40 protein-coding genes are annotated in these 25,415 nt (G+C 63.1%); 34 read left to right on the top strand and 6 right to left on the bottom strand.

Annotated features, from left to right (window positions below; translation table 11 throughout):
* Positions 1-68: 68 nt before the first annotated feature.
* The 3 genes from DMP08_RS06110 to DMP08_RS06100 all read right to left on the bottom strand — a co-directional run bounded on the left by DMP08_RS06110 (position 69) and on the right by DMP08_RS06100 (position 3,145).
* A complete protein-coding gene (locus tag DMP08_RS06110) occupies positions 69-1,598 on the bottom strand; it encodes a restriction endonuclease (protein WP_161555432.1) in 1,530 nt (509 codons plus the stop codon).
* A 146-nt stretch (positions 1,599-1,744) separates the two neighbouring features.
* Positions 1,745-2,794 carry a DUF2806 domain-containing protein gene (locus tag DMP08_RS06105; protein WP_123192066.1) on the bottom strand — a complete coding sequence of 350 codons (1,050 nt, stop codon included), beginning with the start codon at positions 2,792-2,794 and terminating at the stop codon, positions 1,745-1,747.
* A gap of 9 nt (positions 2,795-2,803) precedes the next feature.
* Complete coding sequence (locus tag DMP08_RS06100; RefSeq protein ID WP_161555431.1) at positions 2,804-3,145, bottom strand: helix-turn-helix domain-containing protein; 342 nt, start codon at positions 3,143-3,145, stop codon at positions 2,804-2,806.
* Positions 3,146-3,276: 131 nt separating this feature from the next.
* On the opposite strand from DMP08_RS06100, the gene DMP08_RS06095 reads away from it, so the two are divergent.
* The 3 genes from DMP08_RS06095 to DMP08_RS06085 are packed head-to-tail and all read left to right on the top strand — an operon-like array spanning position 3,277 to position 4,234.
* Complete coding sequence (locus DMP08_RS06095; RefSeq protein ID WP_123192064.1) at positions 3,277-3,621, top strand: hypothetical protein; 345 nt, start codon at positions 3,277-3,279, stop codon at positions 3,619-3,621.
* 2 nt (positions 3,622-3,623) lie between these two features.
* Entirely contained in the window at positions 3,624-3,878 is a 255-nt protein-coding gene (locus DMP08_RS06090; RefSeq protein WP_123192063.1) for a helix-turn-helix domain-containing protein, read from the top strand.
* Positions 3,879-3,889: 11 nt separating this feature from the next.
* Positions 3,890-4,234 (top strand): hypothetical protein, encoded by a 345-nt coding sequence (locus DMP08_RS06085; RefSeq protein WP_123192062.1) that lies wholly within the window; start codon positions 3,890-3,892, stop codon positions 4,232-4,234.
* Positions 4,235-4,415: 181 nt separating this feature from the next.
* Here DMP08_RS06085 and DMP08_RS06080 read toward each other — a convergent pair whose 3' ends face one another.
* Positions 4,416-4,835, bottom strand: a complete 420-nt coding sequence (locus tag DMP08_RS06080) for a hypothetical protein (RefSeq protein ID WP_123192061.1) — start codon at positions 4,833-4,835, stop codon at positions 4,416-4,418.
* A gap of 191 nt (positions 4,836-5,026) precedes the next feature.
* Between DMP08_RS06080 and DMP08_RS06075 the strand changes: the two genes are divergently transcribed.
* The 13 genes from DMP08_RS06075 to DMP08_RS06020 all read left to right on the top strand — a co-directional run bounded on the left by DMP08_RS06075 (position 5,027) and on the right by DMP08_RS06020 (position 11,685).
* On the top strand, positions 5,027-5,287 hold the full coding sequence (locus DMP08_RS06075) for a hypothetical protein (RefSeq protein ID WP_123192060.1): 261 nt from the start codon (positions 5,027-5,029) through the stop codon (positions 5,285-5,287).
* The gene (locus tag DMP08_RS06070; protein ID WP_123192059.1) at positions 5,278-5,487 is read left to right on the top strand and encodes a hypothetical protein; all 210 of its coding nucleotides are present in this window, start codon (positions 5,278-5,280) and stop codon (positions 5,485-5,487) included. The genes DMP08_RS06075 and DMP08_RS06070 overlap by 10 nt, the downstream gene beginning before the upstream one ends.
* On the top strand, positions 5,484-5,882 hold the full coding sequence (locus tag DMP08_RS06065; RefSeq protein WP_123192058.1) for a hypothetical protein: 399 nt from the start codon (positions 5,484-5,486) through the stop codon (positions 5,880-5,882). Before DMP08_RS06070 ends, DMP08_RS06065 begins: the two co-directional genes overlap by 4 nt.
* Positions 5,872-6,078 (top strand): hypothetical protein, encoded by a 207-nt coding sequence (locus DMP08_RS06060; RefSeq protein ID WP_123192057.1) that lies wholly within the window; start codon positions 5,872-5,874, stop codon positions 6,076-6,078. Before DMP08_RS06065 ends, DMP08_RS06060 begins: the two co-directional genes overlap by 11 nt.
* Positions 6,059-7,402: a tyrosine-type recombinase/integrase gene (locus tag DMP08_RS06055; RefSeq protein WP_123192056.1), complete on the top strand. Its 1,344-nt coding sequence runs from the start codon at positions 6,059-6,061 to the stop codon at positions 7,400-7,402. Before DMP08_RS06060 ends, DMP08_RS06055 begins: the two co-directional genes overlap by 20 nt.
* Before the next feature lie 13 nt (positions 7,403-7,415).
* Positions 7,416-7,826: a single-stranded DNA-binding protein gene (locus tag DMP08_RS06050; RefSeq protein WP_123192055.1), complete on the top strand. Its 411-nt coding sequence runs from the start codon at positions 7,416-7,418 to the stop codon at positions 7,824-7,826.
* 9 nt (positions 7,827-7,835) lie between these two features.
* Entirely contained in the window at positions 7,836-8,510 is a 675-nt protein-coding gene (locus DMP08_RS06045) for a hypothetical protein (protein WP_123192054.1), read from the top strand.
* Positions 8,476-9,132, top strand: a complete 657-nt coding sequence (locus tag DMP08_RS06040; protein WP_123192053.1) for an ATP-binding protein — start codon at positions 8,476-8,478, stop codon at positions 9,130-9,132. Before DMP08_RS06045 ends, DMP08_RS06040 begins: the two co-directional genes overlap by 35 nt.
* Positions 9,122-9,586 (top strand): DUF3310 domain-containing protein, encoded by a 465-nt coding sequence (locus tag DMP08_RS06035; RefSeq protein WP_123192052.1) that lies wholly within the window; start codon positions 9,122-9,124, stop codon positions 9,584-9,586. Before DMP08_RS06040 ends, DMP08_RS06035 begins: the two co-directional genes overlap by 11 nt.
* Positions 9,586-9,978 (top strand): hypothetical protein, encoded by a 393-nt coding sequence (locus DMP08_RS06030; protein WP_114565917.1) that lies wholly within the window; start codon positions 9,586-9,588, stop codon positions 9,976-9,978. Before DMP08_RS06035 ends, DMP08_RS06030 begins: the two co-directional genes overlap by 1 nt.
* Entirely contained in the window at positions 9,975-10,172 is a 198-nt protein-coding gene (locus tag DMP08_RS06025; RefSeq protein WP_147269842.1) for a hypothetical protein, read from the top strand. Before DMP08_RS06030 ends, DMP08_RS06025 begins: the two co-directional genes overlap by 4 nt.
* Positions 10,173-10,395: 223 nt before the next feature.
* The gene (locus tag DMP08_RS12730; RefSeq protein WP_280176549.1) at positions 10,396-10,518 is read left to right on the top strand and encodes a hypothetical protein; all 123 of its coding nucleotides are present in this window, start codon (positions 10,396-10,398) and stop codon (positions 10,516-10,518) included.
* Between the two features lie 180 nt (positions 10,519-10,698).
* On the top strand, positions 10,699-11,685 hold the full coding sequence (locus DMP08_RS06020; RefSeq protein ID WP_114565915.1) for a DUF389 domain-containing protein: 987 nt from the start codon (positions 10,699-10,701) through the stop codon (positions 11,683-11,685).
* Positions 11,686-11,753: 68 nt separating this feature from the next.
* Here DMP08_RS06020 and DMP08_RS06015 read toward each other — a convergent pair whose 3' ends face one another.
* Both DMP08_RS06015 and DMP08_RS12455 read right to left on the bottom strand, forming a co-directional pair.
* On the bottom strand, positions 11,754-11,942 hold the full coding sequence (locus DMP08_RS06015) for a hypothetical protein (protein WP_123192051.1): 189 nt from the start codon (positions 11,940-11,942) through the stop codon (positions 11,754-11,756).
* A gap of 378 nt (positions 11,943-12,320) precedes the next feature.
* Positions 12,321-13,037, bottom strand: coding sequence for a CPBP family glutamic-type intramembrane protease (locus DMP08_RS12455; RefSeq protein WP_161555430.1), 717 nt, complete (start codon positions 13,035-13,037; stop codon positions 12,321-12,323).
* Positions 13,038-13,220: 183 nt separating this feature from the next.
* Here DMP08_RS12455 and DMP08_RS12450 point away from each other — a divergent pair, with 183 nt between their 5' ends.
* The 18 genes from DMP08_RS12450 to DMP08_RS12535 form a co-directional block, all read left to right on the top strand.
* Complete coding sequence (locus tag DMP08_RS12450; protein ID WP_161555429.1) at positions 13,221-13,688, top strand: hypothetical protein; 468 nt, start codon at positions 13,221-13,223, stop codon at positions 13,686-13,688.
* A gap of 108 nt (positions 13,689-13,796) precedes the next feature.
* Positions 13,797-13,988: a hypothetical protein gene (locus tag DMP08_RS12445; RefSeq protein ID WP_161555428.1), complete on the top strand. Its 192-nt coding sequence runs from the start codon at positions 13,797-13,799 to the stop codon at positions 13,986-13,988.
* Positions 13,927-14,295 carry an HNH endonuclease signature motif containing protein gene (locus DMP08_RS12800; protein ID WP_420541189.1) on the top strand — a complete coding sequence of 123 codons (369 nt, stop codon included), beginning with the start codon at positions 13,927-13,929 and terminating at the stop codon, positions 14,293-14,295. Before DMP08_RS12445 ends, DMP08_RS12800 begins: the two co-directional genes overlap by 62 nt.
* A 143-nt stretch (positions 14,296-14,438) precedes the next feature.
* Complete coding sequence (locus DMP08_RS12440) at positions 14,439-14,675, top strand: hypothetical protein (RefSeq protein WP_161555427.1); 237 nt, start codon at positions 14,439-14,441, stop codon at positions 14,673-14,675.
* Positions 14,623-16,080, top strand: a complete 1,458-nt coding sequence (locus tag DMP08_RS06000) for a terminase large subunit (RefSeq protein ID WP_161555426.1) — start codon at positions 14,623-14,625, stop codon at positions 16,078-16,080. The genes DMP08_RS12440 and DMP08_RS06000 overlap by 53 nt, the downstream gene beginning before the upstream one ends.
* Positions 16,077-17,513 (top strand): phage portal protein, encoded by a 1,437-nt coding sequence (locus DMP08_RS05995; RefSeq protein ID WP_123192047.1) that lies wholly within the window; start codon positions 16,077-16,079, stop codon positions 17,511-17,513. The genes DMP08_RS06000 and DMP08_RS05995 overlap by 4 nt, the downstream gene beginning before the upstream one ends.
* Positions 17,467-18,735 carry a VG15 protein gene (locus DMP08_RS05990; protein ID WP_123192046.1) on the top strand — a complete coding sequence of 423 codons (1,269 nt, stop codon included), beginning with the start codon at positions 17,467-17,469 and terminating at the stop codon, positions 18,733-18,735. The genes DMP08_RS05995 and DMP08_RS05990 overlap by 47 nt, the downstream gene beginning before the upstream one ends.
* 207 nt (positions 18,736-18,942) lie before the next feature.
* Positions 18,943-19,428 carry a DUF4355 domain-containing protein gene (locus DMP08_RS05985; RefSeq protein ID WP_123192045.1) on the top strand — a complete coding sequence of 162 codons (486 nt, stop codon included), beginning with the start codon at positions 18,943-18,945 and terminating at the stop codon, positions 19,426-19,428.
* A gap of 16 nt (positions 19,429-19,444) precedes the next feature.
* A complete protein-coding gene (locus tag DMP08_RS05980; protein WP_123192044.1) occupies positions 19,445-20,362 on the top strand; it encodes a phage major capsid protein in 918 nt (305 codons plus the stop codon).
* Positions 20,363-20,374: 12 nt separating this feature from the next.
* Positions 20,375-20,734, top strand: coding sequence for a hypothetical protein (locus DMP08_RS05975; RefSeq protein WP_123192043.1), 360 nt, complete (start codon positions 20,375-20,377; stop codon positions 20,732-20,734).
* Positions 20,735-20,737: 3 nt separating this feature from the next.
* Positions 20,738-21,133, top strand: coding sequence for a Gp19/Gp15/Gp42 family protein (locus DMP08_RS05970; protein WP_123192042.1), 396 nt, complete (start codon positions 20,738-20,740; stop codon positions 21,131-21,133).
* On the top strand, positions 21,126-21,461 hold the full coding sequence (locus DMP08_RS05965) for a hypothetical protein (protein WP_148042333.1): 336 nt from the start codon (positions 21,126-21,128) through the stop codon (positions 21,459-21,461). Before DMP08_RS05970 ends, DMP08_RS05965 begins: the two co-directional genes overlap by 8 nt.
* Before the next feature lie 7 nt (positions 21,462-21,468).
* A complete protein-coding gene (locus DMP08_RS05960; RefSeq protein WP_148042332.1) occupies positions 21,469-21,729 on the top strand; it encodes a hypothetical protein in 261 nt (86 codons plus the stop codon).
* A gap of 3 nt (positions 21,730-21,732) precedes the next feature.
* On the top strand, positions 21,733-22,077 hold the full coding sequence (locus DMP08_RS05955) for a hypothetical protein (RefSeq protein ID WP_123192039.1): 345 nt from the start codon (positions 21,733-21,735) through the stop codon (positions 22,075-22,077).
* A 36-nt stretch (positions 22,078-22,113) separates the two neighbouring features.
* Positions 22,114-22,698 carry a phage tail tube protein gene (locus DMP08_RS05950; RefSeq protein WP_123192038.1) on the top strand — a complete coding sequence of 195 codons (585 nt, stop codon included), beginning with the start codon at positions 22,114-22,116 and terminating at the stop codon, positions 22,696-22,698.
* 14 nt (positions 22,699-22,712) lie between these two features.
* A complete protein-coding gene (locus tag DMP08_RS05945) occupies positions 22,713-22,976 on the top strand; it encodes a hypothetical protein (protein ID WP_123192037.1) in 264 nt (87 codons plus the stop codon).
* Positions 22,977-23,056: 80 nt separating this feature from the next.
* Positions 23,057-23,368, top strand: a complete 312-nt coding sequence (locus DMP08_RS05940) for a DUF5361 domain-containing protein (protein WP_123192036.1) — start codon at positions 23,057-23,059, stop codon at positions 23,366-23,368.
* A partial coding sequence (locus DMP08_RS12535) for a tape measure protein (RefSeq protein WP_211328400.1) occupies positions 23,355-25,415 on the top strand: 2,061 nt, incomplete at its 3' end. The genes DMP08_RS05940 and DMP08_RS12535, both read left to right, overlap by 14 nt.

Genomic DNA, 25,415 nt, shown 5'->3' with positions numbered 1-25,415 from the left:
CCTTCCGTTTATTCGGTTGGTATCTGCAAGCCTCGCGCTGGGTGGCCGCCCGTATGCGCGGGGCTTTACTATCGTTCTGTCAATCCCGTTCCGAGCGTAATATTGAATCTACCGTATCCGTACTGTTCGAGAAGGCCGAGAAGATGGGATCCGTCTATCAGCTGAATGGGCTTGTCCTTTGCAAATTCATGCGAGTCCTTTCCGAAATAGCTGGTCGTGACCAGGAGCCCCTTGCCGGCACCCTCGTTAATCATCGTTCCGTACAGATCCCTGACGGCGGAGACGCCTACAACGTTGTTGTACCGCTTTGCCTGTATAACGAACTTTCCACCTCTGATCGGGTCGGGGTCGAATGCCACTGCGTCCACCCCGGCGTCGCGACTGGCCTGCGTGATCCTCACCTCGCCACCGGATGCGGTTTCGAAAATGTTCCCGAATAGTTGGCGTATGAGTTGTTCGAAATCATGCCAATCCATTATTGCAAGGTTTTGAGAAGGATCCATCCCGGACAGCACATCGCGCGATTCGACGAAGCGGGAGTCTTCTCTGTTGAGGTTTGCAACGGGAGCGATGGGAATAAGATTTGTCAGGGAGGACCCGGCGTACAACCCCTTCAATCCCCTAATGCACTCTTTTGGATCAACGCGAGCGAAGTCGATTGCGCTCAAGTCATCGCATGCGGCTTGGACTGACAGTATGCAGGAGGTGAAGTCGTTTCCCGTGCGGGCATCGATGCCGCTAACCCAGGCGTTTACTATCATCGAATCGATGTTACGTTCTGAAAGAGTCTTATGCAAACAGGAAAAAACGGATGCAACGATTGAGAATGCGTAAGTGTCGTAAAGTGCGGCTGCCTCGGTCTTTCTCAGGGTGGTCTTGGTTATCTCGTTTCTTGTGGCAACGTATTTGTATTCCTTGATCGACGGAATGCCATCGGGTCCGAGAAGCGAGACGTTCACTTGCAGCATTTTCTTATCAGGTGAAAGGATGGCCTCCATTTCAGGCTTTCCGTACAATCGCATGCTCATAAGCCGAAGGACCATGTTCATGAAGGCTTGAAATAGCTCCGGATCATCTGTGGTTGCGCACGCTATCCGATAATTTCTATCGTTGTGTTCTTGCCGCTCCGCGTAAAACGATTCGCGATCGTTCTCGTATTTCTCAATCGCTTTCCTTTTGGCCTCTTCGTATTCCTCTTGCAACTGCTCGAATTTCGTTCGGGCAGCCTTTTCTTGGCTTTCGCGCAATCCTCGTTTCTTTTTGCTGAAATGCTCGATGAAAGACTTGTCGGGGATGCCTCCTACGCATGAAATTGCTGTATTGAAAGTAGGGGGCTCGTGATAGCTGAATGGCTTGAAATCGTCGTAGCGGTAGATATCGCTTTTCCAAAGCTCGGAAACGTTCATCTGGACAGCGTTCGGGAGTGTGTCGTTTATCGACCGTATTTCTTTCTGCAGCTCTTTATTCAGGAACGCGGCTTCCTCTTTACCGCTTTTGATGGCCGCTTGCCTTTTTGCACGATCGCGCGCCCGTTCCTCCTCTTCGTCCCATTTTTGGATTTGAACGCGCGCTTTTGTCTCGACTTCGCTAGGAGACATGCCCTTTACGGTTTTGCTCTTTCCGAGATACGAGTTTGAAATGTGCCGGCTATATGGATATTGGCTTGGCATTATCTACTCCATTTTCTCCCTAAATTGAAACCAAACGACCGTACTGCTCTGCGATACGTGGGGCTTTCTTGGCGTTATATTTCAAAGGTGTCGAACTTTTCAGGGACGTCGGTTTGTTCTAGTCGAAAAAGCTTCATTCCAGCATCTTTGACAAGCTTTGCTAGAAGGTTAGGCAGATGCTCGAAGCTTCCTGTTCCGCATAGGGTTGAAAGCCTGCTTCCAGCATCGGAGAGGAGGCCGTTTTCAAAGATAAGCTTCTTGCCCTCGTCGCTCTGCTCGTCGTTCAGTATCTGGTACGGAACGTCGGCGATTCCCACGAAGCCGAATGCTTCAATAGTGTACGTCCTGTTGAGTCCAGTAAAGAACAACCCTGCGGCTTCGAGTTCGTATATGTCGATGATCGACAAAAGGCCGCCGTTGATCGATGAGGTAGATCCATCGTCGTAGACCAGAAGAGGAATGGGTTCGTCCATCATCGATACGACGCCATCGGCGCTCCCAACACATGTTGAGCAAAGCTTCTTGAACAGCCCCATCGTCCTAGCATCCATCCTCCTTAACGCGTCCATCGTGCTTTTCGGATAAGAACCCTTCCTTTCGAGTTCGCCAGCGATGATCTTCGCCCATAGCTCGCGAACCTCGTCGTCGTAGGCCGAAGCAGCGCCCTTCACGCCGGCATCTTTGAACTCTCTTGTCGGCTCATCGATGACGGCTTCATCGGGGAGCATCCTTTGCGCCTCCTCGAACACCTCAAACACGTTCTCGGCCTCCGCGGGAGTCACGTAGTGCCCCATGACATGGAGGTAGGCCTGCCTTTCGGACAGCCAAGGATTCCCCTCCCGACAGATTCTGCATGCTTCTGCGATGGCCTTCTCGCGCGAGACAAGCGATCGAGCTTCGGCTTCGTCCCGTATGCCGGCTGCCTCGGCGAGCTCGTGCGCATACTCTGCGGGATGCAGCGCCCTTTTCGGGCCTGACAGCACGCGGTAGACGAACGGTTCTTTGTCCGGTTTCCCCCCGTTTCCTCCTAAGTTGAAGTTCACGGTCGGCGCAAACGTAGGATCGCCGATTTTCACCACGTTCGCCTCTGCGGAAGCGGAGGCTTTGATATCAATGTCTTTCATGACAGTCCCTTACGCCGACGCAACCACTCGATTCGGATGAGGTTTTTTATAAACGGAGCGGAGCCCGTACACGGTGTTCACCGCGACCTCCTGGCCCTCGTCGGACAGTTCGCGGAAATCAGAGAGAAGCCGCTGCTCTATCACGCGCTTGGGAACCTCGCGGCCCGCCAGCTCGTCGAGCGATATCTGAAGCGCGTCGGCCATCGCGATGGCTTTGTTGAGGCTTGGGTCAGAGTCTCCAGCCAGATAGTGCGACATCGCGCTCGTAGCAATTCCTGACATTCGGCATAGGTCAGCTTGTGTCAGATTCCTGTCTCGCAGGATCTTAGCTAATGAATCTTTGAATTCCACAGTGCACCTCCTTTTTGCAAATACTAACAATATGGGATAAATAACTCAAGAAAATTATTGACACTGGCCCATAAAAGAAGTAGATTTGATTCCAGAATCCCATATATGGGAATTAATTCTGAAAACGAGGTATGAAATTGAACACAAAGCCCCTCAACGAGTCCACTATCGCCGACCTGGCGTGCGATGCCCTCGGCCTCCTTTCGGCCGTCGGCGCCGCGCTCGTGTTCGAGGTCGGCGACGACGTGCGGCCGGCCGGGGCGGTCGACGCTATCGGCAAGGCCGTGACAGCCACGACGGATATCGCGCTCGCCCTATGCGGCCTTCCGAAGGCTCCTAACGGCGAGCTCGGCTCATGCGACCCCGACGCGTGGAAGCGCCTCGGCAACGCATCGGTCAAGGCCGGCCGCGAGCCCTTCGGACGCGCCGACGTCGCCATCATGAGTGCGCTATGGGAGGGAGGTGATGGAAATTGAGCATGGATACCGTGCACTACCCGGCCATCGAGGCTCGCCGCGCCGATCTCGGCGTGACGAAGCGGGCGGTCGCCGACCGGCTGGGGCTTTCTTGGGAGCAGGCGAGCAAGAAGCTCTCAGGAGAGGTTGAGTTCAATCTGACCGAGGCGTTGGAGCTTGCGGAGTGGTGGGGTCTTTGCCTTGACGAACTGGCAGGTCGGGAGGTTCCGAAGTGCCCGCTGTACCGTCCGTCCTTCGCCGAGTCCAAGGCAGGGTAGAGAGGAAATCAATGGAACTGTTCGAATTTGCAAGCCAGATCGCGACGCCAGACTACGTCGCGGCGAAGATCGCTTCGTGCGAACTCGCGATCTCAGGGTCCCAGATGGCCGTCGCCATTGAGCTGTCGATCGTCGCCGTCTGCGCCGTCGCCGCAGTGGCTGCCTGGCGCAAGGAGAAGCACGGCGGAGAGACAGTTTGGGCCGAGGTTTGCTGGGTTGCGCCCATCATCGGCGCAATAGCCGCATTCTCCATGCTTCTCAGCTTGGCTTCAATCGGCACCGGATACCAGACCCTCGCAGCATGGAGTAACGACCCGGTGACGGAGGTAGTCACGAGACTTGCCGCAAAGCTGTAAGCGCCGGTCGCCGGTGGCTAACGCCAAGCACTGTCCGATCAAGCACCTTAACAATCGAATACCTGGAAACACGGCGGCTGGAAAGGCGGTAGCCGTGAGAAAAAGAACGCTTCTGCTTATGCTTGGAGGATACGTTGTCGGGTTTATCGTGGGGTTTTCAGCGACGGTGCTGATATCGCATTTAGTTTAACCAGCCCTGGGCGAACGAGAAAAGCGCACCGGCTATACCACCGAGGAAGCCGAGCCCGCCGCTTATCAGCGCGACGGCGATATCGTGCCTCCACTGGAGCTTCCTGGCTTCTGTCTCCAATCTTTCTCGCTTCTCGATCTCGTTGAAGTATGTCTCGCCCTGGCTGGTAAGCGTGAAGTAATCGGGGAATTCGACCGTTGCATAGCGGTCGATAGTCGAGGCTACGGGGGCTGTTCCTTCTGTTGTCTTTAGCATTCCGATCGCTTCGAGTTCTTGAATGAACGTTCGTTTCTTGACCAGCTCGTCGTACGAGTACTTGTCGGCGAAAGCGACCGAAAAGGGGAAGGGTCGCCCGGAGTACGGAGTTATCTCTCTCAGGAACCCCTCCAACGATTCGTTCATCTTCTCCATCAGGGCTGTCTCCTTTGATTGTCTTTTCGCAAATCGGATTCTATCAGAGCCGCCGTGTTTCCGGGTGTTCGGTGCCGGTGCAATTGCACCTTGAAAACCTAGGGCACCGCCCAATACCCGCTCCCAGCAGGGAGAAGCGGGGAGCACCGGTGTTATCGACAACGTAAAAGGCGATCACAGGAGGTGATCTCATGCGAGGAGAAGACGGAGCGGTGAAGGTCATCGTCTCTTTGGACGACGGGAGCTTCGCTGCGATCGAGTCGGGGGCGCTCTACGCCCCGATAGATGAGGCGGCGAGGATCGCCGGCGTGTCGTACTCGGTCATGTCCGCATGGGCCAACGACAGGACGAGTCCCATTCCGCACATACCGGTCGGGCGGGCGAAGAAGCTGATCCGCGTATCGGCGATAAGCGCGTACGCGGAAGGAAAGGAGACGGCGACATGCCGGTGAAAAAAGAAGCGCGCCCAGCCGTAGGAAGCAAGCGCGCAACTGACCAACAGGTCGTAAATAGCATAACACGCGCCGTCAAGTACGACATGGTTCGGCAACGGCGCGACGAATGGGAGCGGGGCATGCGATTGCTGCCCGTGCCGTTCGCAGCAATGCTGGCGGCCTACGCCGTCATGCTGGCATGCGGGGTGGGGGCATGAGCGAAGGGGAGGATCGGACGGTCACGTGGGCGATCAAAGCCGCCGCATGGGCCGAGAAGCCGTACCCGGCCGATCCGAGCATAACGACCTTCGCGGCATGGCTCGGGCACGTCGAAGCGGAGGCTCGCGTCACCGGCAAGGTGACCGTCATGCGCGACCAGCCGAAGATGCTCGGCAACCACAACCATTGGGCGTGCCTGTCGCGCTTGGCGATCATGCACAGCCCCGACCTCGCGAAGTACATTCACCCGACGCACAGGCAGCCCCTCGACGGGCGCGAGGGCGTCGAGCTGATGAACGAGCTGTACCGCCGGGTGGTGGGCCGCCCGCCGAAGGCTCGCAGCTGGATGGCCGCGCGCGACGCGGCCGAGCGAGGCGGCGTCGATGGTCGATAGGTCGGCCGACGTCGGCCCCTGGCTGATCGTCGTGGACGCGATGGACTACGACCGCGCCGACGAGCTGGGCCGCACGATGGGGTCGCTCGGCGTGACGGGCAGGTTCATGCGCGGAGAGGTCGCCGACTGCATGGCCGACGCGGCGAGGTGGCGAAAGCACAGGAAGGAGCAGGGGCTTGGCGAGCATCAGGATTGACCCGAGGACGGGCGGCGCGACGGTGCGGGCCTACGCCGGCGTCGACGCGGCGACGGGAAAGACGCGTCAGGTGTCGAGGACGCTGCCGCCGGGGGCGTCCGACGAGGAGGTTGAGCGGGCCGTCGAGGAGGTGGAGCTGAAGGCGGGCCGCGCGAAGCGCACGGGCTCCGGCTACACGGTGGGCGCGCTCCTGGACTACTACCTGGACGGCCTCGCCGACTACGGCAAGGCGGCGTCGACCGTCGCGGCGTACCGGTCTATGGCGCGCTGCTACGTGCATCCCGGCGTGGGCCGCATCGAGTACGACCGTGCCTCGGCGTCGGACTTCTCGGCGCTCTACCGGTCCCTTCTGAAAGGCGGGGGCAAGGACGGATCGCCGCTGTCGCCCGTGACCGTCCGCAAGCTCCACGCGATGCTGTCGGGCTGCTTCTCCACGCTCATGCGCGACGGCGTGGTCGATTCCAACCCCGTCCTCGGCGTCAAGGTCCCGCGCGGGTCGTCCCCGGAGGCGAAGCCGCTATCGGAGCGCGACTTCGCGGCTCTTGCGGCGCACCTGTCGGGCGCGCTGGCGAAGCCGGTCGAGGACGACGAGGGCTACATGGAGCGCACGTTCGCGGCGGCATGGTGGACGTGCCTGCACACCGGGGTCAGGCGCGGCGAGCTCGCCGGGTTCCAGGTCGGCGACTGGTCGGAGCGGATCGGCATGGACATGGCCCCAGGCGGCGAGGCGTCGTGGCATCCGGGCGTGAGGGTTTCCCGCTCGGTCGCGCAGGTCCCCGGCATGTCGGCCCCCGCCGAGTACAAGGAGCCGAAGTCCGAGCGCGGCAAGCGCGTCTTGACGGTCGACGACGAGACCGCCGGCGCGATCCGCTCGCAGATCGCGCTGCAGCAGGCCGTCATGGCCGAGCGCGGCTGCCGGCGGACGGACGAGACGCCCTTGTTCTCGCATCCGGACGGGACGTGGATACTTCCGTCGGAGTTCACGGCGGAGTTCCGCGCCCTCGCGAAGTCGCTCAAGCTCGCCAAGCACGTCCACCTGCACACGCTCCGGCACACGCATGCGACCTACCTGCTGTCGCACGGCGAGGCGATAAAGGTCGTACAGGAGCGGCTCGGGCACTCGAAGATCGACGTGACGCTGGGAATCTACGGCCACGTGCTTCCGGGGCGCGATGCGCGGGCGGCGGAGAGCTTCGGCGCCCTTTCCAAGTCGATGGTGGAGCGGGCGTGTTCCGCGCCCATCGTCTCGTACGCGCCGAAGTGCCCGCTGTCTGGGGAAACGTGCGCGAGGTTCTACAATCCATCGGGAAAAAGCAATGCATGAATAGGAGATGCGAATGAGCATAAACAGAGCGATCGTCAGCGGGCACCTGACCCGCGAACCGGAGCTGAGGTCGACCGCGGGAGGCATGCAGGTCCTCGGCTTCGGCGTGGCGGTCAACGACCGCCGCAAGAACCAGCAGACCGGCGAATGGGAGGATTACCCGAACTTCATCGACTGCACCATGTTCGGCAACCGGGCAGAGAGCGTGTCGCGACTCCTGAGCAAGGGCGCCAAGGTGTGCGTCGAGGGCAAGCTGCACTGGAGCCAGTGGGAGCGCGACGGCCAGAAGCGCAGCAAGATCGAGGTGATCGTGGACGATATCGAGCTGATGCAGAAGCGCCAGGAAGGCTATCAGGCGGTCGCAAGCGCCGTGCCGGTCGTCGATGCCAGCTCGGCGGTTTACGACGAAGACATACCGTTCTAGGAGGCGCAGATGCCGAGCAAGTTCACATGGTTCCCGAAGATCACGCGCGTCGTCGAGCGGATACCGTCCGAGGACCAGCGCGGAACGTTCGCGCTCGCCGTCATGCGCTACGGCACCGAGGGCGCGGAGCCTTCCCTCGAATACCCTCTCGACGCCCTGTTCGAATCGATCCGCGAGGACGTCGACAACTCCGTGAGCGCGCGGGAAGGCAACGCCGGAGGCCGTCCGAGGAAGCGCAGGAACGACGTTCAGAAGGACGCTAGAGAAGCCGAAGCCGAGCCGGAAAACGCTCGGGAAGCGGAAAACGAAGCCGAAAAAGAACAGGGATCGAACGAAAGCGAAACCCCCGTTTCCAATATCGAAAACGGGGGTTTGGAAACCTCGGAACCCCTCCTATATAAACCAAGCCAAGATAAACCAATCCAAACCAGACCAGAAAAAGAGGGAGGGGCGCGCGCGAGGTTCCGCGCCCCGACCCCCGACGAGGTCCGAGCCTTCGCAGAGGAGGCCGGGCTGAGCCTCGACGCGGAGCGGTTCTGCGACTTCTACGCCTCGAAGGGCTGGACGGTCGGCAAGGCGAAGATGAGGGACTGGAGGGCGGCGGCGCGCAACTGGGCCCGCCGCGACGCTGCCGGGAAGGGGGTCGGCCATGATGAGCTTGGCGAGTACGCTGGGGCGTTTTGAGGCGCCGAGGAACACGCCGGAGCAGGAGGCCGCCGCAGCCGCCTGGAAGGAGCAGCAGCTCCGGCTCAAGGTCGATGAGCGGCTCGCCCGATCCAGCGTGCCCTCGCGCTACCGATCGGCGTCGCTCGACGGGTGCGACCGGAGGATCGCCGACTGGGCGGCTTCGCCGTCCGGCGTGCTGCTGCTCCGGGGAGACGTCGGGCGCGGCAAGACGCACGCCGCATGCGCCGTCCTGATCGCCAGCGCATCCGAGCGCACGGTGCTCTTCGCCACATCGCTCGACCTGCTGCGCGACTTCCGCAGCGTGTTCGACGGGGCGGCTCGCGAGGCCGACGTGATGGGGCGGTACCGCAACGTCGGGCTGCTCGCCGTCGACGACCTGGGCAAGGAGCGTCCGACCGACTGGGCGCTGTCGAAGCTGTTCGACGTGCTCGACGCCCGCATCAGGACCGGCAAGCCGACTATCGTCACGACGCAGTACAACTCGATCGATCTGACGTCGCGGATGGCGTCGGACGGCAACGCGGAGACCGCCAAGGCGATAGTGAGCCGCCTCGGCGACAGGAGAAACGCGGTCGTCGCGTTCGACGGCCCGGACAGGAGGCTGCGAAATGACCGATAACGTGAACCACCCCGACCACTACACGCAGGGAGGGATCGAGTGCATCGACGCCATGCGCTCGATGGCGGGAGAGGGGTTCGCCGCCCACCTGCGCTGCACGGCGCTCAAGTACCTGTGGCGCTACGACCGCAAGAACGGCCTGGAAGACCTGTTCAAGGCCCGTTGGTATCTTGACAAGCTGATCGGCGAGCTGCAGGCCGAGGAGGCGCGCGCGGCCCTCGCCGAGATGCGCGGGGAGGCTCGGACGGGGTTCGTTCCGACCGAGGGCGGGGAAGGGCCTGGCATGATGGAACGGCCGTGCAGCGACGCCTCCGGCCATGCCCGCATCGGCTACGGCATCGGCGCAGGTGAAAAGCACGATGCCGACGATTCGGAGCACGGCGAGTTCGGGAAAAAGGGATGCATGAAAACGCTCTACGGTCCGGTGACGGGATTCTGCCGCGAGGGGGCCTGATGGCGGAGCACTACGGGCAGGTGCGGGGGTTTCGGCATCGAAGCGATCAGAAGGCGGTCGAGCAGCCCGCCGCGCCGCTCCCGAAGCGGCGCGGCACCGAGAAGCACCTGGAGGACATGGTTGCCGATCCGAGCGACCGAAGGCACGGGACGGCTACAGGCTACAAGTACGGATGCCGATGCGAGAGATGCCGCGCCGCTTCTCGCGAAGCCCGCAAGAAGGGAGCCGAGAGGGAGCGCGAGCGCCGAGCAGAAGTGCTCGCCGAGATGTCCGCCGATCCCGGCCATCCGTCGCATGGCACGTACGCCGGCTACAACCGCTACGGGTGCCGGTGCAAAAGCTGCCGACGCGCAGGGCATCTGCACTACATCAAGACGAAAGGAGGCCGATGATGGCCGATGAAACGAGCGGGATCGAGAAGCTGCGAGCGTTCGCAGACGCAGCCGAAACCTGGAACACCCGCTGGGAGCGCACGTGCAAGCCCATCCGCAAAGGCACGAGCGTATCGTGCGACGTATGCGGGAGCGAGCTGCACGATCCGTATAGGTTTTGCGGCGGATGCGGCGCGAAGGTGGTGGACGAATGAGCGGACGCGAGACGTGCTTATGGCGGATGTGCTGGCTAGCGAAAGGTAAGTTTGCCGTAAGCACCCAATGCGGGCACGAGTTCCTGTTAACGAAGAATATGCGCCTCCATGCTCGCATGCGAAAGCCATCATTCGCTTGCCCGTACTGCGGGCTGGAAGAGCGGCATGCCGACGAGAGCAACTGGGATCCTTCCGACGAGCAGCTGGACGAATGGGGCATGTGATGGCGGCGTGGCTGTTCGTCGCGTCCATCGCGCTCATGGCGGCGTTCTGCGTGTGGGTGCTGGCAGGGATCGCGAGGATGCTCGCCGCCGAGTTAATGAGGAGGAAGGAGGATCGCCGATGATATAGGAGCGTATGCCCCGGCTGCCCGTCGCCCTTCTCTAAAGAACACGGCGCACTCAACCAGCAGGACGTTTTGCAGCCATCCGATCGGAGGCGCGGAATGAGCGCAGAGAGCCTGCCGCCGTGGCCGGTGTGGTAGCATTCTCTTCCAGGAATCCACCGCCGAGCGAAAGGCCATTCGATGAGCGTCGTGTCCAGGATATTCGCGGGAGGGAAAACCAACGCCGAGAGGATCCCCGAGATCGAGCGCATCACGTTGGTGCGCGTCGATAATCCCGTCAAGCAGTACTCCGCGTTCCTTCTCTGCCTCGTGCTGTCGGCGGTGATCGCCACCTGCGGGATCGCCGCCGAGTCGTCTGCCATAGTGATAGGGGCGATGCTCATAGCCCCGCTCATGTCGCCCATGATCGGCACGTCGTTCGCCATCGCGACGGGCAAGCGGCGCCAGGCGGCGAGGGGCCTTCTGGTCGCCCTCTCGGGAGCGGCTGCGGTCGTCGCCGTCGCCGGTGTTACGTCGCTCGCCATACCGGCCGGCGTCCCGCTGGTCGGCAACGGCGAAGTGTCGTCGCGGGTTTCCCCGCGCCTCGTCGACCTCGTCGTGGCCGTTGCGTCCGGGGCCGTCGGAGCCTTGGCCGTCGGCCGCGACGACGTGTTCGACGCCATCCCGGGCGTCGCTATCTCGGTGTCGATCGTGCCTCCCCTCTGCGTGGCGGGCGCGGCTCTCGCCCAGGGGGCCCAAGCGGTCGCGTCAGGGGCCCTGCTCCTATTCACCGTGAACTTCTTCGCCATCCAGCTTTCGTGCAATGCCGTGTTCTTCCTGATGGGATTTGCCGGGCACGCGCAGGACGGAAGCAGCGCGAAGGCGAGGCTTTTGTGGTACGCCACCGCGGTCGTCGGGACCGTCCTGCTCGCCGTGCCCCTCGCCGCTGCGAGCAACGAGGTCATCGAGCAGTACTCCTTCGAGCGCGGCGCCGCTCAGTCCGTGAGGGAGTGGCTGCGGGAATCGTCCTACGAGCCGGTCTCCGTCGACGCGTCGGGCGGCGCGGTGGTCGTCGAGATCGCCGGCGAGGGGACGTTGCCCGACCTGGACGACCTGCGCATCCTGCTAAGGGAGAGCAAAGTTCCCGTCGAAGACGTGAAGATGAGGGTTACAAGGCAGTACAGCTGACGAAGGAAGAGGGCCCGCAGCCGATCCAAGGCTGCGGGCCCTCTTCCTTTAAGCGAGAGCGCGGTCGGCTACTTGCGCTTCACCTCCGCCTCGATGTCCTTCACGGCGTTCTTCGCGTCGGCGGCGACGTCCTTGGCGGCGTTCTTCACGTCGTGGGCGGCGTCCTTCACGGCGTTCTTCGCGTCGTGGGCCGCCTCGCTCACGGCTTCCTTCGCCTTGTCGGCCGCTTCTCCCAGCTTTTCCTTGACGTCTTCCATTGGCTCTCCTCTCGAGTCGATCTGCCTTGTCCGGCATTGTAACGGCAGGGGCGATGGGCGGAGCGAGACGGGCGGGAAACCGTTGCGGATCTGATTCTTTAATGCAACTGGCACGAGCTTGCTTCGCGCGGGCGCGCTGGACTCGCCGACGTCCGTGCCGTATCATCTGCAAAACGACCGACGCAGGGGAGGAGCCGCGCCATGGTTCGCGAGAGGCAGCGTTACAGGGTGTTCGACCGCGGGGCCTTGATAGCCGAGGGGACCGCGAGCGAGTGCGCGGCGGCCGCGGGCCTCAAGCCGCGCACGGTCCAGGCGTACGCGGCCGATCCCCGGCGCTCGCCGAGGTGGCGCGTGGAGCACGTCAAGGGAGGCGGCGCTCTACCCGATGAAATGCGACAGGATTCCCAGTCCGAACACGTCTGCCGCCGAATGCGCGATGAAAAACGGCGCTAGGTTCTTGTCTTTCGACCGCCTGTAGATCAGGTAGACGGCTCCTCCGAACACGAGGCCGATTCCCGATGCAGGCATTAACCCTTGGTAGGTATGGAAGCTTGCGCGCACGAGCAACGAGAACGGCACGGCCCACTTCAGGTGCCTGGGCCTCACCGCGAGGCAGATGCCTAGGAAGTACAGCTCTTCGTACGCTCCGTTGAGCGCGGCGTGCAAGACCCTGGAAACGGGTTCGCTCCAGAAAAAAGATCCGATCGGGTTCGGGAACTGGATCGCCTCGCGGATCGACCCCGCAACGACCATGTAGGCATCGAAGGCGAGCGAGCCGATTAGAAACACGAACGCAGCGCAGAGGACCGCTCTGAGATCGAGCTTGATGCGCCATGCCTTGAAATCGAAGTTCCTGGCTCGCAGGTACAGCAGGGCGATCGCCAGCAACCCCGATTGGACGGCGATGGCGTTGTAGTTGTCCGCGACGGAGAACGAGATGTTGCCTTCGACCGTCGCCGTCCCTTGCGAAAGGCCCAAGAGCGACATAGTGGACGAGAGAATCGCCCAGCCGAATAGGATAACGGTGAGCGAGAGGATATCGAACCACTCGAGATAGCGAACTTTCTCCTTTTTCGTTTTGCGAATGAGCGTCAAGGCCGCCTCCTTCTGACTGCTTTGCATCGATGAGCTCGTCCGTTTTCCGGGAGAGGGGGATGATGATACCCGCCTATCGAATTTCGTCAAGGGGAGGCGACGTTTTTCGCATGTTCGTCGACAGTGATAATTTATGCGATAAAATATCAAGCACACTTGTTCGATCGGATTCCGGAGGCAGATTTGGACCACGACATATTCGTCATGCGGGCATGCGTCGCGTCTTACTTGCGGCATATAAAGACGATGGACGACGAGATACGCGAGATCGAGTCGAGGATAAGGGACGTGCGGTCGCGGCTCGTGTCCATGGGGGCGTCGTTCGAAGGCTCCCGATCCGGCGGATGCGGTGACAGGATCGGCGAGGGAGTGGTGCGCATAATGGAGCTGGAGACGGAGTGGTCGGACCGCGTGTCGGCATGCTATGCGGAGATAGCCGCCGCCCAGGACATGTGCGATCCGCACCACGTGGGCAGGTGGGCCATGTGGATGCACGTGGTCGAGGGGCGAACGTGGGCCTACGTCGGGCGCGTTATAGGCTACAGCGAAGTCCAGGCGAGGAGGATAGGCGACGGAGGCGTGCGCGACCTCTACCGCTTGATCCCGGAGACGTTCCGTCGCGACGAGTTCCCCAATGCCGCTCCGTTGTAAGATGATCGTCCATGATCGTTCGATTAATGTAATCTTATATAAGCGAGACACAACCGAACAGCCGTCCTTTATGGGCGGCTTTTTTATTGCCGAGACAGGGAGGCAGCCATGGTATCCGCCGACTACATGATCCGCGCTGCGCTGAGACACGACACCGCAATGAGCCGCGCCATGCTGCGGGCATGCGGCGTACCGGTTCCGCATGCCCGTCCGCGCATCGGCTCTATCGTCGAGATCGATGCTTACGACGGGCTGGGCGAGTGCTTCGCGAACCATGGCAGCCCGATGGACGGGCGATGATGTGGGCAACGTCCGCACCAAGAACGGGCATGCCCGGCGAAAGTTGAGGGCATGGCTCCGGAGCCTGGGAAACCCATGTCATATATGCGGCCAGCCCATAGACTACTCGCTGCCTCCTGGAAATCCCATGAGCTTCGAGGTCGACGAGCTGATCCCGGTTTCGAAAGGCGGAAGCCCTATAGACAGGGGCAACGTCGCAGCCGCCCATAGGATATGCAACCAGAGGCGAGGGAACAAGCCGATGAGCGCGCTCAGGAGCATTGCGGCTTGCTCTAAAGCGCCTATAAGGCATTCGAGAGAATGGTGACGTCGGAGTGCGCTGCCGGGCCTCGCTGGCCGTCGTGCTGGTTCAGAGGGGGCGGCATCCCCTCCCCACCGGTCAAGGCTACCCCGGAGGCATAGTGCCTATTTACACACAAGGATGTTTTTCGAGCCTTTCAGGAGGTCGGAATGGCTAGAGAAGGGTCGTTGGCGGATGCGGCGGGCGATGGCGACCAGCTGTCGCAGTTGAAGACGCTCGCGCTCCTGCTCGCGTCGGACATCGATGCGGCTGAAAGCAGGGAAGTGCCGGGGCTCGCGAGGCAGTATCGGGAGACGCTGCGCGACATACGGGAATTGGAGGGCGGTGAAGACGATGGCGACGAGGTCAACGAGGTCGTCCTCCGACTCCGTTCTGGGAAGCCCTGATCCTACGGTGTCCGTCCATCCCGCTTACGTGCGCAGCGAGATCGAGTACTGCGACGAGATATGCGAGCTTGGCGGCCTGGTCATGTTCGACTGGCAGGTCGGCGTCGTCGATTCCTGGCTCGGTCGGGACGAGCTGGGGAAATGGTCTTCGCCGACCGGCGGGCTTTCGGTTCCCCGTCAAAACGGAAAGTCCCTCGGAACGGTGCAGGCGCGCTCCAACTACGGGATGATCGCGCTTTCCGAGAAGGTCATCTACACGGCCCATCTGCAGAAGACCGCGACTGAGACGTTCGAGTCCATGGCCGCGTTCTTCGAATCGAAGAAGATGAGCCGGCACGTGAAGGACATCAAGGCCGCGCTCGGGCGCGAGCAGATAATCCTCAAGAACGGGGGCAGGATCAAGTTCCTGGCGCGCACGCGCAGCGGCGGCCGAGGCCAGCATGGAGACCTCCTCGTGTTCGACGAGGCCCAGGAGCTCGACGACGCGCAGCAGAGCTCGTTTCTGCCTGCGATATCGGCTTCGAGCAACCCGCAGACGATCTATGTGGGAACGCCGCCGGACGAGAACGCCGCTGGCACGGTGTTCAAGAGGATACGGCGCGACGCCGTCTGCGGAAAGTCCAAGAAGACGTCGTGGGACGAATGGAGCGTCCCCGACATACCGGACGATCCGAACGACCGGAGGATATGGGCTGCCACGAACCCGTCTTTGGGGATCACCATACAGCCGTCGACCATCGCCACCGAGGTGGAGCAGATGGAGCGCGACACGCTCGCTCGAGAGCGGTTCGGCTGGTGGTCGCCCGACGATGCGGCGGAGAAGCTGGTGGACGCCGACGATTGGGCGATGCTCGAGACCGACTCCCCGCCTGACGGCAAGATCGCCTACGGCGTGAAGTTCGGCATCGACGGGGCGACCGTCTCCCTCGCCGTAGCCGTGAAGCCCAAGGCCGGGCCGTGCCACGTCGAGCTGGTTCACCGCGCGCCGACGAGCTCGGGAGCAAAATGGCTTGCGAACTGGATCAGGAAGCGCCGCGATAAAGTCGCCGTGGTCGTGATCGACGGCGTCGGAAACGCCATCAGCCTGTCGAACATGCTCATGAGCAAGGACGAGGAATACGAGGGCATGCCGCTCGCGCCGAAGGCCGTGCAGGTGGCTGCCCCGAAGGACGTATCGGCGGCTGCGGCCTGGCTGCTCGACGACATAGCGGACGAAGCAGTGACCCACTTCGGGCAGCTGCAGCTCACCGAATCGGTGGTCAACGCTAAGAAGCGCCGGATAGGCGCCGGAGGCAACTGGGGATGGGGAGGCGACGATCCGACGCCCGTCGAAGCTGCGAGCCTCGCCCTCTACGGCGTCAAGACAACGAAGAGAAGTCCCGGAAGGAGGTCGAAGGCGCTGTGAACCTCGACCAGCTGCAATCCGTGCACGGCCTGCCCGTGAACGAGACCGAGATGCTCGTCAAGCTCGTCAAGGTGCGAAACGACAAGCTCTCCCGCAACCGCAAGCGAGACGAGTACTATCGGGCGCACAACCGCCTGCTCACGCTCGGCATCGCCATACCGCCTCCCCTCGAGCACGTCAACGCGGTAGTCGGATGGCCGGCGAAGGCCGTCGACGCCCTCGCCGTCAGGAGCCGCTTCGACGGCTTCGCGTTCAAGACCGGCAGGCGCGACGTCGGCGCGCTCGCCGACGTCGTTGCCGCGAACAAGCTCAAGATCGTCTACTCGCAGGCGACGGCCAGCGAGCTCGCGAGCTCGTGCGCGTTCATGACGGTGTCCCGCGGCGGCGCCGGCGAGCCTGCCGCGATCATATCGGCGTACTCGGCTGCGAACGCCGCCGCGCTTTGGGACCACCGCCTGAAGCGCATCAAGTGCGGGCTGACGGTTGTCGACGTCAAGCGCAACGTCGCCGACGGAGAGCCGGAGCCTGTCTGGGTGAACCTGTACACCGACACCGACGTATGGGAGATCAAGAAGGTCGGCTCCCGTTGGACCAGCCGACGAAACCCGCACGAGATGGGCCGTCCCATGATGGAGCCGCTCGTGTACCGTCCGACCCTCGACCGCCCGTTCGGCAAGTCGCGCATCAGCCGCGCGGTCATGGCCATCACGGATTCGGCGGTGCGCGAATCGCTGCGCTCTGAGGTGTCAGCCGAGTTCTTCACCAGCCCTCAGAAGTACCTTCTCGGCGCCGACGACTCGGTGTTCGACAACCTGTCGAAATGGGAGGCGTACATCGGCAGCATCTTCGCGGTCACGGCCAACGAGGACGGCGAGGTGCCCAAGTACGGACAGCTGTCGCAGTCCACCATGCAGCCGCACACGGAGTACATGCGGAGCCTTGCCTCCCGCTTCTCGGGCGAGACGTCGATCCCCGTGTCGGAGCTAGGGGTCGTCCACGACAACCCGTCTTCGGCGGAGGCGATCTACGCCGCGAAGGAAAGCCTCGTCATAGAGGCCGAGAGCCTGAACGAGACGAACGGCGCCGCGCTGCGCGAGATAGGGATGATGGCCCTCGCTGCGAGCCAGAACAAGCCTCTCGACGCTCTGACCGACGAGGAGCGGACCATCACGGCTCGGTTCAAGAACCCGGCGTTCCCCTCGTTCGTCAGCCAGGCGGACGCCATCATCAAGATCGTGGGAGCCATCCCATGGATGGCCGATTCCGAGGTGGTGCTGGAGGAGCTCGGGTTCAGCGAGGAGCAGATAGACCGCCTCATGAGCGACAAGAAGAAATCCCAGGCGAACGCTGCGGTGTCGGCGCTCGTAGCCCCGAAGGAGAAGCCAGTTGGAGATACCGCGCAAGCTGCTGGACCAACTGACGGAGGAGCTTAACGCCTTTTCCGCCGCTGGCCGCCAGATGGTGCTGAACGCGCTTGCCAACGTCGAATGGAACGACGTCGCCGAACTGCGGACCGCCATGGTCGAGGTCATGGAGATGGTCTGCGGAGAAATGACCGACCTGACTGCTGCGCGCTCGGCGGAGTTCTACGACGGTGTTCGTCAGATGTCCGTGGGCAGCAGGCTCGGTGCGCTAGCGGAGTCGGGGCGCAAGGCCGCAGCGACCGAAGGAGCCGTGCGGGCGCTTGTGCAGAGCGTCGTTGAAACTGGGTCGACCGAGAGGTTCGCTCGCGAATTGGGCGACCGCGTGGACTACGAGGTGAAGAAGGCGGCAAGCGATTGCGTCGTGTTCAACGCCCTGCGCGACCCTGTCAAGCCGAAGTGGGCGCGCGTCCCGTCGGGCGCTGAAACGTGCTCTTTCTGCATCATGCTCGCTTCTCGCGGATTCGCGTATCACTCCCAGAAGAGCGCCGAGGGAAAGTACCACGGGCATGCTGGCTGCGACTGCCGCATCGTGCCTGGTTTCAACGGCATGGATGTCGAGGGGTACGACACCGCCGAACTGTACCAGAAGTACCTAGACAATGTCGAAGGACAGACGGTGCGCTGCAAGACTGGAGGCGGGAAGCCCAAGAAGCGCAAGTGGGACAGCACGGAATTCGAAAGCTATGGCGACTTTACGCGGTATGTGAAAGAAGCCGATAGCATCGAGGAATTGCAACGAAGGTGCGAGATCGCCTCATCGAAATGGTCGAAAACCACCCTCAGCAAAGACAAGTGGGGCGAGCTCAGGCGGACGGTCATGGTCAAGCGGGCGCAGCTCGATGACCAAGGATTCGGCGCGATCTACGAGAAGCCGAGGGCCTCCCTTGAGGACCATGAGAAGAAGGGCGTTGACTGGCTCGTCAAGAACGGCATCCGCCCGACCGTAAAGCAGGAGGATCCGAGGGCGATGGCGAACATCGACTTCGAGATACACGGGCAGCCTTGGGAGATGAAGAATGTCACGAACGCTGGAAGCTCGGTCAACAATCAGATAGCTAGGGCTAGGGCGAAGTGGCGGAAGCTTGAACTGGATGAACCTGTCCGCATCGTGGTCACTATGGATGGATGCTCTGACTCTATCGATGATGTTGTTGAGGCGATAAAACGCAGAGAAGGATATAGCGAGGTGGTCGTTCTGCAAGATGGAAAGATAGCGCGAGTGAAGAAGTGAGGCCGTGTCCCGTCGTTTCCGTCGGGGCGTACCTCACTTCGATGCATTGATTATACCACATCAGGAATTCAGCGCCTGCGGGCGCTTTTTTCATGCCCGGAAACGGGCCAACGCTCCAGCGCGAGCGGCGAATCGCGCTCCACGCATGAGCAGGCGGCGGAAAACGCCTGCACCGACACCGGCTAGGGCCGGGGAAAGGGGCATTTCGTGTCCGAGAACGAGAACGGCGAGAACCATTCGCAGGAAGCCACCGGAAAAGCGCGCGAAAACGCTTCGAAGACGTTCACGCAAGAAGACGTCAACCGCCTCATCGCAAAGGAGAAGGCCAAGTACAAGGGCTATTCGGAGATCAAGGCGAAGGCGGACAAGTACGACGATCTGGAAGCCTCTCGGAAGACCGACCTCGAAAAGGCGAACGAGCGCGCGGAAAATGCCGAGGCCAAGCTGGCGCAGTACGAGTCGAAGGAGCGGGTCGAAAGCTGGAAGTCGGCCGCATCGAAGGCGACGGGCGTTCCGGCGAGCCTCCTGCGCGGCTCCACGGAAGAGGAAGTGATGGAGCATGCGGAGTCCCTCAAGGAGCATTTCTCGACCGATGCGGCCCCCGAAGTTCAAAGCGACGGATTCGCGCCCGATCCGGGCTCGGAGAAATCGAGCAAGGACCTCTTCGCGAGCGCGATAGAGGGAATCATCTGACGAATAGGAGTAGAACATGGCGAAAGAAGACGTCAACCGCGAAACCTCCGGCATCCTTCTGCCAGCCGAGGTGAGCAAGGAGATCTGGGCGAAGGCCATCGACGAATCGGCAATCATGCAGCTGGCGACGAAGATCCCGCTGCTCGGCCAGGGAAAAGAGTTCCAGACCATCACGGGAGACCCCGAGGCAAGCTGGGTTTCCGAGACGGAGAAAATCGCGACCGGCAAGCACACGTTCGGGACGAAGTCCATGAAGGGCTACAAGCTCGGCGTGATCGAGCCGTTCAGCATGGAGTTCAAGCGCGACAAGGCCGCGCTCTACGAGGCGTGCGTGAACCGCCTGCCCAAGTCCATCGGCGTGAAGTTCGACAAGACCGTGTTCGGCCTTGCGGGAGCCGCTCCCGGCGCGAGCTTCGACACTCTGGCCGACGCCGCCGCCGTGGACATCGAGACCGATCCTTGGCTCGGCCTCGTGACTGCGGACGCCGCCGTTTCCGCCTCCGACGGCATGCTGGACGGCTGGGCGCTTGCCCCCGCCGCGAAGACCATCCTGCTGACCGAGAAGGACGGCATGGGCCGTCCGCTCTTCGTCAACTCGGTGCTCGCCGACGGCTCCGTGCCCGCGCTGCTCGGGCATCCGGCGCACGTGAAGAAGGGAGTGTACAAGCCCGGGACCGCCGCGACCTCGACCGCCGACGGCACTCCGGCGCAGCTCGGCTTCGCAGGCGAGTGGGCGAGCGCGATGTGGGGCGCGGTCGAAGGCGTGCGCATCTCCATCTCCGAGCAATCGACGATCACCTTGGACGGGCAGCCGTTCAACCTCTGGGAGCACGACATGTTCGCCGTGAAGGTGATGTTCGAGGTCGGATTCATCGTGAAGGACATCGCCCGATTCGCCAAGCTCGTCGGCAAGACGCCGAAGAAGACTTCCTAGGGAGGGGCCCGCATGAAGATCGTATGCGATGCGACCGGCATCGAATTGGACGCCGCGCCCGAAGTCGCCGAAGCTCTCGAGGGTCGCGGGTTCACCGCCCCCGGCGGGCTGCTGCACGACGGGGGCGCCGCGAGCGTCGACGCCGAGGATGAAAGCGACGATGCCGCCGACGCCGATGCGGGAGACTCTGTGCGGGGACCTGACCTGCCGGAGACCGCCGAGTTCGACGGGTGGGAGCCGACCAAGGAGTTCCTGAAGGGCCGCGAGATCGCCGAGCTGCGCGCGTTCGCAGCCGTGAGGAAGGTCGAGCTGCCCAAGCCGGCCAACAAGGGGCAGATCGTGAACGCCATCGTCGCCGCTTTCGAGGAGTAGGACATGGAGCCGTTCGCGACGGTCGAGCAGTACGAGGCCCGTTACGGAGCCGCGGACGACCATAAAGCACTCGCGGAGGTGCTCATGGACGCCACTCGCGAGATAGCCGCCGAGCTCGACCGCGAGGGCATATCCTACGCGAGCCCTGGCGTTGAGTTCGCTGATCGGCTCATGCAGGCGTGCCGCTCCATGGCGTACCGGGCGATGGGGGCTGGGGAGCCGAACGTGCCGTTCGGGGCGACCCAGTACAGCCAAGGGGCCGCTGGCATGACCGAATCCTACTCGCTCGGGAACCCCTACGGAGAGGTTTACGTCTCGAAAGCTGAGCGCAAGCTGCTCGGACTCGACAGGCAGAAGGCCGCCTGCGTCTGGCCGTACGGGAGGATCGAGAATGCTTAAAGGGAGGAGCGTGGTCGTCCATCGCGTCGAGACCGCATACGACGAGGACCGCGACCCCGTGCCGTCGCTGTCAAGCGAGTCCGTGGAAGGGGTGCTCGTCGCTCCCGGCGCGACGTCGGACGTCGCGGGATCGGCGCGCCCCGACGGGACGAAGGTCGCTTTCACTCTGGCGTTCCCGAAAGGCTACGACAGGAGCCTGCGAGGATGCAGGGTGTCGATAGCCGGGGAGCCGGGAGAGTACGCGGTCGTCGGAGACCCGCGCCCCTGCCGCGAGAACTGCCCGACCAAGTGGTGGATGGCCGTCGAGGTGGAGGCGTGCGATGGGTAGGGCGAAGGTGAGGATGAGCCAGTCGGCGGCGCGGGCCGTCCTCAAGTCCGGAGGTGTCCGGTCGGACCTGCTGTCGCGAGCAGAGGCCATCGCGTCGGCGGCGTGCGCCAGGACGTCCTCGGACGGCATGTCCCTCGACCCGTTCATGGCGAAGGCCGACGTCGGCCCCGTCGCGGCGAAAGCCCGCGCGTTCGCCGCGACGCCCCATGGGGCGCGGGCTTCGAACAAGAACGCAGTGCTCCTGAAGAGCCTGGATGCGGGGAGGTAGCGCATGGATGCGGAGAGGACCGTCTGCACGCACCTGCATGGCATGATCGGCGTGCCGGTGCATTACGACGTCCCCGGCGACCGACCGCCCGAGTTCGCGACGGTCGAGCTGGTCGGCGGCTCGACCGATTCGCTCGGGATCGGCGTCAAGAGCGTGCTCGTGCAGTGCTGGGCGGGATCGAGGAAGGGCGCGGCGGAGACCGCCGAGCGCGCGAAGGCCGTCCTGCGCACCGTGTCGGAGCGCGACGGCGTGTTCGGGTCGCGGATCACGTCGGAGTACCGCGACCGCGACGCAGACAGCGGCGCGCACAGGCGATGCCTGCTCGTCGAATTGTACGTTAGCGAATAGCCCGTCGAGGCGGGCTTTCGACCTAAGGAGATGGTTATGGCTGATGCAGTGAAGAACAGCAACGAGAACGTCAGCGCAGGGAAGGGCGTCGCGGGAGGGTACATGTTCCGCGCGCCGCTCGGAACGGCGAAGCCGACGGACTTCAGCACGGCTCTCAACGCGGCCTTCAAATGCTGCGGGTTCGTGTCGGAGGACGGGGTCTCGTTCGCCAGCGAATCGGACGTCGAGGAGCTTCGCGACATGAACGGCGACGTCATGGACGCCTCCAAGACGTCCAACAGCGAGAAGTTCACGACGGTGCTCGCTGAGATGAAGGCGATGACCCAGGAGATCATGTACGGCGAGAAGAACGTGACCGACGCGGGCGGCATGATCACCGTGCACATCAACGGGTCCGAAACGGATCGCTACGTTTACGTGTTCGAGCTCCTGCTCAAGAACGGCCGCAAGTGGCGTCGCATAGTGCACGAGGCGAACGTGACCGAGCTGAGCGACCTGAAGGTGGCGAGCGGCGAACTCGTCGGGCGGGAGGCGACGTTCACCTCCTACAAGGACGCCGAGACCGGCGACTACTACACCGATTTCATCGAATCCACCGAGACGGCGAAGACTTCCGTTTAGAAAGAAGGTAGGGAATGGCTGCGAAAAACCCGGACATCATCGAGTTCGAGCACAAGGGCAAGAGGTTCGAAGCGGACGGGAGGGCCCTGCGCGACTACGGGGTCATCAAGGGCATCGCGCGGGTGGAGAAGGACCCGGCCGGGTACTTCGATTCTCTCGAGGCCGTATTCATGGGGCGCGACGAGGAGTACATGGCTGAGCTGGGCGGAGGCGCATCCGAGATGGAGGGCCTGTACGCCGCAGCCGCGAAGGCGGTGGCGTCGGCAAAAAACTCCTGACGCTCGCCATCGCCGCCGACTCGCATCCGGACGAGCTGCGGGCGGACTTCCAGCAGTTCTACGGGCTGAACGTCGACGGCATGGGGGCCGAGTTCTCCCATGAGCACGCCGCCGCGCTCTGCGCCCAGCTGCCGCGGGAGAGCAGGCTGGCGCGCATGGCGTCGCCCGAGTGCGCATGGTCGGAGTCCGAGTACATGCTCAACCGCATCGAGTACGGCATGCGCGTGCTCGCGTGGCAGCGGACGAAGGACGCCCAGCACGACAGAAAGCGGCCCAGGCCCATGCCGACGCCGGCCGACGAGGCGCGCGTCCGAAAGAAGCTCGACCGCACCGATATGCGCGAGATCGCGAGGAAGCTGAAGATCGAGGAGGTCGCCCATGGCGGGAACTGAGCTCGCGAAGGCGTACGTGACGCTGTTGCCCAGGTTCGACAACATGAAGGGCCGCATCGAGAAGGAAGTGGAAGGGGCCGACTACGACGGGGCGGGGAGGAAGGGCGGCAAGGCGCTCGGATCCGGGGTGGGCGCAGGCCTCAAAGGCGCATCGTCCGCCATCGGCTCCACGCTCAAAGGCATGGTCGGCGCGGCCTCCGGGGTCCTGGCGGCGATCGGTTTCGCCGGTCTCGTCTCGGAAGCCGGTCAGGCGACCGACAGCGTCGTCAAGTTCAAGCAGACCCTCGGCTTCGCCGACCTTGACACGTCGCAGATCGACGCGCTTACCGCGTCGACCAAGGAGTACGCCGACCTGACCGTCTACGAGCTGTCCGACATCCAGAACGTAACCGCCCAGCTCGCCGCCAATGCCGTCCCGAACTACGACAAGCTCGCCGAGGCCGCGGGCAACCTGAACGCCGTTGCGGGCGGAAACGCCGATACGTTCAAGAGCGTCGGCATGGTCCTCACTCAGACGGCAGGCGCCGGCAAGCTGACCACGGAGAACTGGAACCAGCTCGCCGACGCGATCCCCGGTGCTTCCGGGAAGCTTCAAGAGGCGATGCTCAAGAACGGAGCGTACACGGGCAACTTCCGCGAGGCGATGGAGAAGGGCGAGGTAACCGCCGAAGAGTTCAACGCGGCGATCATGGATCTCGGCATGACCGACGCCGCCAAGGAGGCGGCGACGTCGACGGCCACCTTCGAGGGCGCTTTCGGCAACCTCAAGGCCACGGTGGTCGGCGGCATCTCCGAGCTGCTGGGGACGGCGCAGCCCGCCATCACGGCGGGCGCGAACGCATTGAACGACGTGCTGGCTCCCGCATTCGAGGTGGCGAACGAGGCCGTTGGCGTTTTCTCGGACGAGATCGCGGCTGGGAAATCGCCCATCGAGGCGCTGACTTCGGCATTCGTCGCGCTTCCGCCGCAAGCTCAAGCCGTCATCGGCGGAATATCCGGCATAGGCACGGCTTTCGCGGTGTCCAAGATCGCCTCGAGCGCAGCTGGCGCAGCGAAGGGGCTCTCGGGGATCGCTTCGAGCGTCGCGTCCATTGCGGGGCGCGGCGCGGCGGCAGGAGCCGGGCTCATGGCCACGGCAGTCGGCGAGCGCGCTGCGGGAGCGGCTGCGGGTCCGAGCGCAAAGAGCATCATGGCTTCTGCGGTCGCGATGGTGGCCCTCGGCGGCGGCATTGCTCTTGCGTGCGGTGGATTGGCGCTGCTCGCCATGGCCGCCGTGCAGCTCGCCTCTTCCGGACCGCTCGCCATCGGCGTGATGGTCGGCATGGTCGCGGCAGTGGCCCTGCTGGCGCTCGGCGCATCGGCGCTCGGCCCCGCGCTCACCGCAGGCACCATCGGTTTCGTGGCGTTCGGCGGCGCGATCGCGCTCGTCGGTCTCGGTGTCGCTCTCGTATGCGCCGGGTTCGCGCTCCTGGCGACCCAGCTGCCGGTTGTGTCCGAGCACGGGCTTTCCGCTTCGGTCAGTATCGTCGCCTTGGCCGGCTCGATGGTCCTGCTCGCCCCCGCCCTTGTGCTCGCCGGCGCGGGGCTGATCGTTCTCGGCGCGGGGGTCGTCGTGGCCGCAGTCGGCGCGCTTATGTTCGCCGCCGCCGTGCTCGTGCTGGCGGCGGGCGTCGCCGTGCTCGCCGTCGGCGTGCTGGGGCTTTCCTTCGGCTTCGCGCTCATGGCCGCGTCGCTGCCCGCGGTCGCGGCTTCGGGGCTGATGGCAGCTGCCGGCATAATGGTGCTGTCGGCTGCCATGCTCATGCTCGCACCTGCGCTGCTGTTGGCAGGTGCCGGTGCGCTTGCGTTCGGCGCGGGTGCGCTCGTGGCTGGCGCCGGTGCTGCGGTGCTGGGTGCCGGCGTTGTGGCAGCGGCTGCTGGCGTGACGTTGCTCGCCGGTGGAGTACTGCTGCTGTCGGGCGGCGGTGGCCACGACGGCGGCATCGACGTCATGGCCAAGGGAATGCCGGCGATCGCGTCGTCCGCGCCCGGCGCCGCCGGCATTCCC

This window comes from Paraeggerthella hongkongensis, assembly GCF_003726035.1.
GTDB lineage: Bacteria > Actinomycetota > Coriobacteriia > Coriobacteriales > Eggerthellaceae > Paraeggerthella > Paraeggerthella hongkongensis.
Note: the sequence above shows the minus strand (reverse complement) of the source record. Positions and strands in the feature narration are given on the sequence as shown.

Coding starts and splice junctions, on each gene's coding strand:
- DMP08_RS06110 (WP_161555432.1), bottom strand. CDS start 1,598: ATGTCTCCTAGCGAAGTCGAGACAAAAGCGCGCGTTCAAATCCAAAAA.
- DMP08_RS06105 (WP_123192066.1), bottom strand. CDS start 2,794: ATGAAAGACATTGATATCAAAGCCTCCGCTTCCGCAGAGGCGAACGTG.
- DMP08_RS06095 (WP_123192064.1), top strand. CDS start 3,277: ATGAAATTGAACACAAAGCCCCTCAACGAGTCCACTATCGCCGACCTG.
- DMP08_RS06090 (WP_123192063.1), top strand. CDS start 3,624: ATGGATACCGTGCACTACCCGGCCATCGAGGCTCGCCGCGCCGATCTC.
- DMP08_RS06085 (WP_123192062.1), top strand. CDS start 3,890: ATGGAACTGTTCGAATTTGCAAGCCAGATCGCGACGCCAGACTACGTC.
- DMP08_RS06080 (WP_123192061.1), bottom strand. CDS start 4,835: ATGGAGAAGATGAACGAATCGTTGGAGGGGTTCCTGAGAGAGATAACT.
- DMP08_RS06075 (WP_123192060.1), top strand. CDS start 5,027: ATGCGAGGAGAAGACGGAGCGGTGAAGGTCATCGTCTCTTTGGACGAC.
- DMP08_RS06070 (WP_123192059.1), top strand. CDS start 5,278: ATGCCGGTGAAAAAAGAAGCGCGCCCAGCCGTAGGAAGCAAGCGCGCA.
- DMP08_RS06065 (WP_123192058.1), top strand. CDS start 5,484: ATGAGCGAAGGGGAGGATCGGACGGTCACGTGGGCGATCAAAGCCGCC.
- DMP08_RS06060 (WP_123192057.1), top strand. CDS start 5,872: ATGGTCGATAGGTCGGCCGACGTCGGCCCCTGGCTGATCGTCGTGGAC.
- DMP08_RS06050 (WP_123192055.1), top strand. CDS start 7,416: ATGAGCATAAACAGAGCGATCGTCAGCGGGCACCTGACCCGCGAACCG.
- DMP08_RS06045 (WP_123192054.1), top strand. CDS start 7,836: ATGCCGAGCAAGTTCACATGGTTCCCGAAGATCACGCGCGTCGTCGAG.
- DMP08_RS06040 (WP_123192053.1), top strand. CDS start 8,476: ATGATGAGCTTGGCGAGTACGCTGGGGCGTTTTGAGGCGCCGAGGAAC.
- DMP08_RS06035 (WP_123192052.1), top strand. CDS start 9,122: ATGACCGATAACGTGAACCACCCCGACCACTACACGCAGGGAGGGATC.
- DMP08_RS06030 (WP_114565917.1), top strand. CDS start 9,586: ATGGCGGAGCACTACGGGCAGGTGCGGGGGTTTCGGCATCGAAGCGAT.
- DMP08_RS06025 (WP_147269842.1), top strand. CDS start 9,975: ATGATGGCCGATGAAACGAGCGGGATCGAGAAGCTGCGAGCGTTCGCA.
- DMP08_RS12730 (WP_280176549.1), top strand. CDS start 10,396: ATGGCGGCGTGGCTGTTCGTCGCGTCCATCGCGCTCATGGCGGCGTTC.
- DMP08_RS06020 (WP_114565915.1), top strand. CDS start 10,699: ATGAGCGTCGTGTCCAGGATATTCGCGGGAGGGAAAACCAACGCCGAG.
- DMP08_RS06015 (WP_123192051.1), bottom strand. CDS start 11,942: ATGGAAGACGTCAAGGAAAAGCTGGGAGAAGCGGCCGACAAGGCGAAG.
- DMP08_RS12445 (WP_161555428.1), top strand. CDS start 13,797: ATGGTATCCGCCGACTACATGATCCGCGCTGCGCTGAGACACGACACC.
- DMP08_RS12800 (WP_420541189.1), top strand. CDS start 13,927: ATGCTTACGACGGGCTGGGCGAGTGCTTCGCGAACCATGGCAGCCCGA.
- DMP08_RS12440 (WP_161555427.1), top strand. CDS start 14,439: ATGGCTAGAGAAGGGTCGTTGGCGGATGCGGCGGGCGATGGCGACCAG.
- DMP08_RS06000 (WP_161555426.1), top strand. CDS start 14,623: ATGGCGACGAGGTCAACGAGGTCGTCCTCCGACTCCGTTCTGGGAAGC.
- DMP08_RS05980 (WP_123192044.1), top strand. CDS start 19,445: ATGGCGAAAGAAGACGTCAACCGCGAAACCTCCGGCATCCTTCTGCCA.
- DMP08_RS05975 (WP_123192043.1), top strand. CDS start 20,375: ATGAAGATCGTATGCGATGCGACCGGCATCGAATTGGACGCCGCGCCC.
- DMP08_RS05970 (WP_123192042.1), top strand. CDS start 20,738: ATGGAGCCGTTCGCGACGGTCGAGCAGTACGAGGCCCGTTACGGAGCC.
- DMP08_RS05965 (WP_148042333.1), top strand. CDS start 21,126: ATGCTTAAAGGGAGGAGCGTGGTCGTCCATCGCGTCGAGACCGCATAC.
- DMP08_RS05955 (WP_123192039.1), top strand. CDS start 21,733: ATGGATGCGGAGAGGACCGTCTGCACGCACCTGCATGGCATGATCGGC.
- DMP08_RS05950 (WP_123192038.1), top strand. CDS start 22,114: ATGGCTGATGCAGTGAAGAACAGCAACGAGAACGTCAGCGCAGGGAAG.
- DMP08_RS05945 (WP_123192037.1), top strand. CDS start 22,713: ATGGCTGCGAAAAACCCGGACATCATCGAGTTCGAGCACAAGGGCAAG.
- DMP08_RS05940 (WP_123192036.1), top strand. CDS start 23,057: ATGGGGGCCGAGTTCTCCCATGAGCACGCCGCCGCGCTCTGCGCCCAG.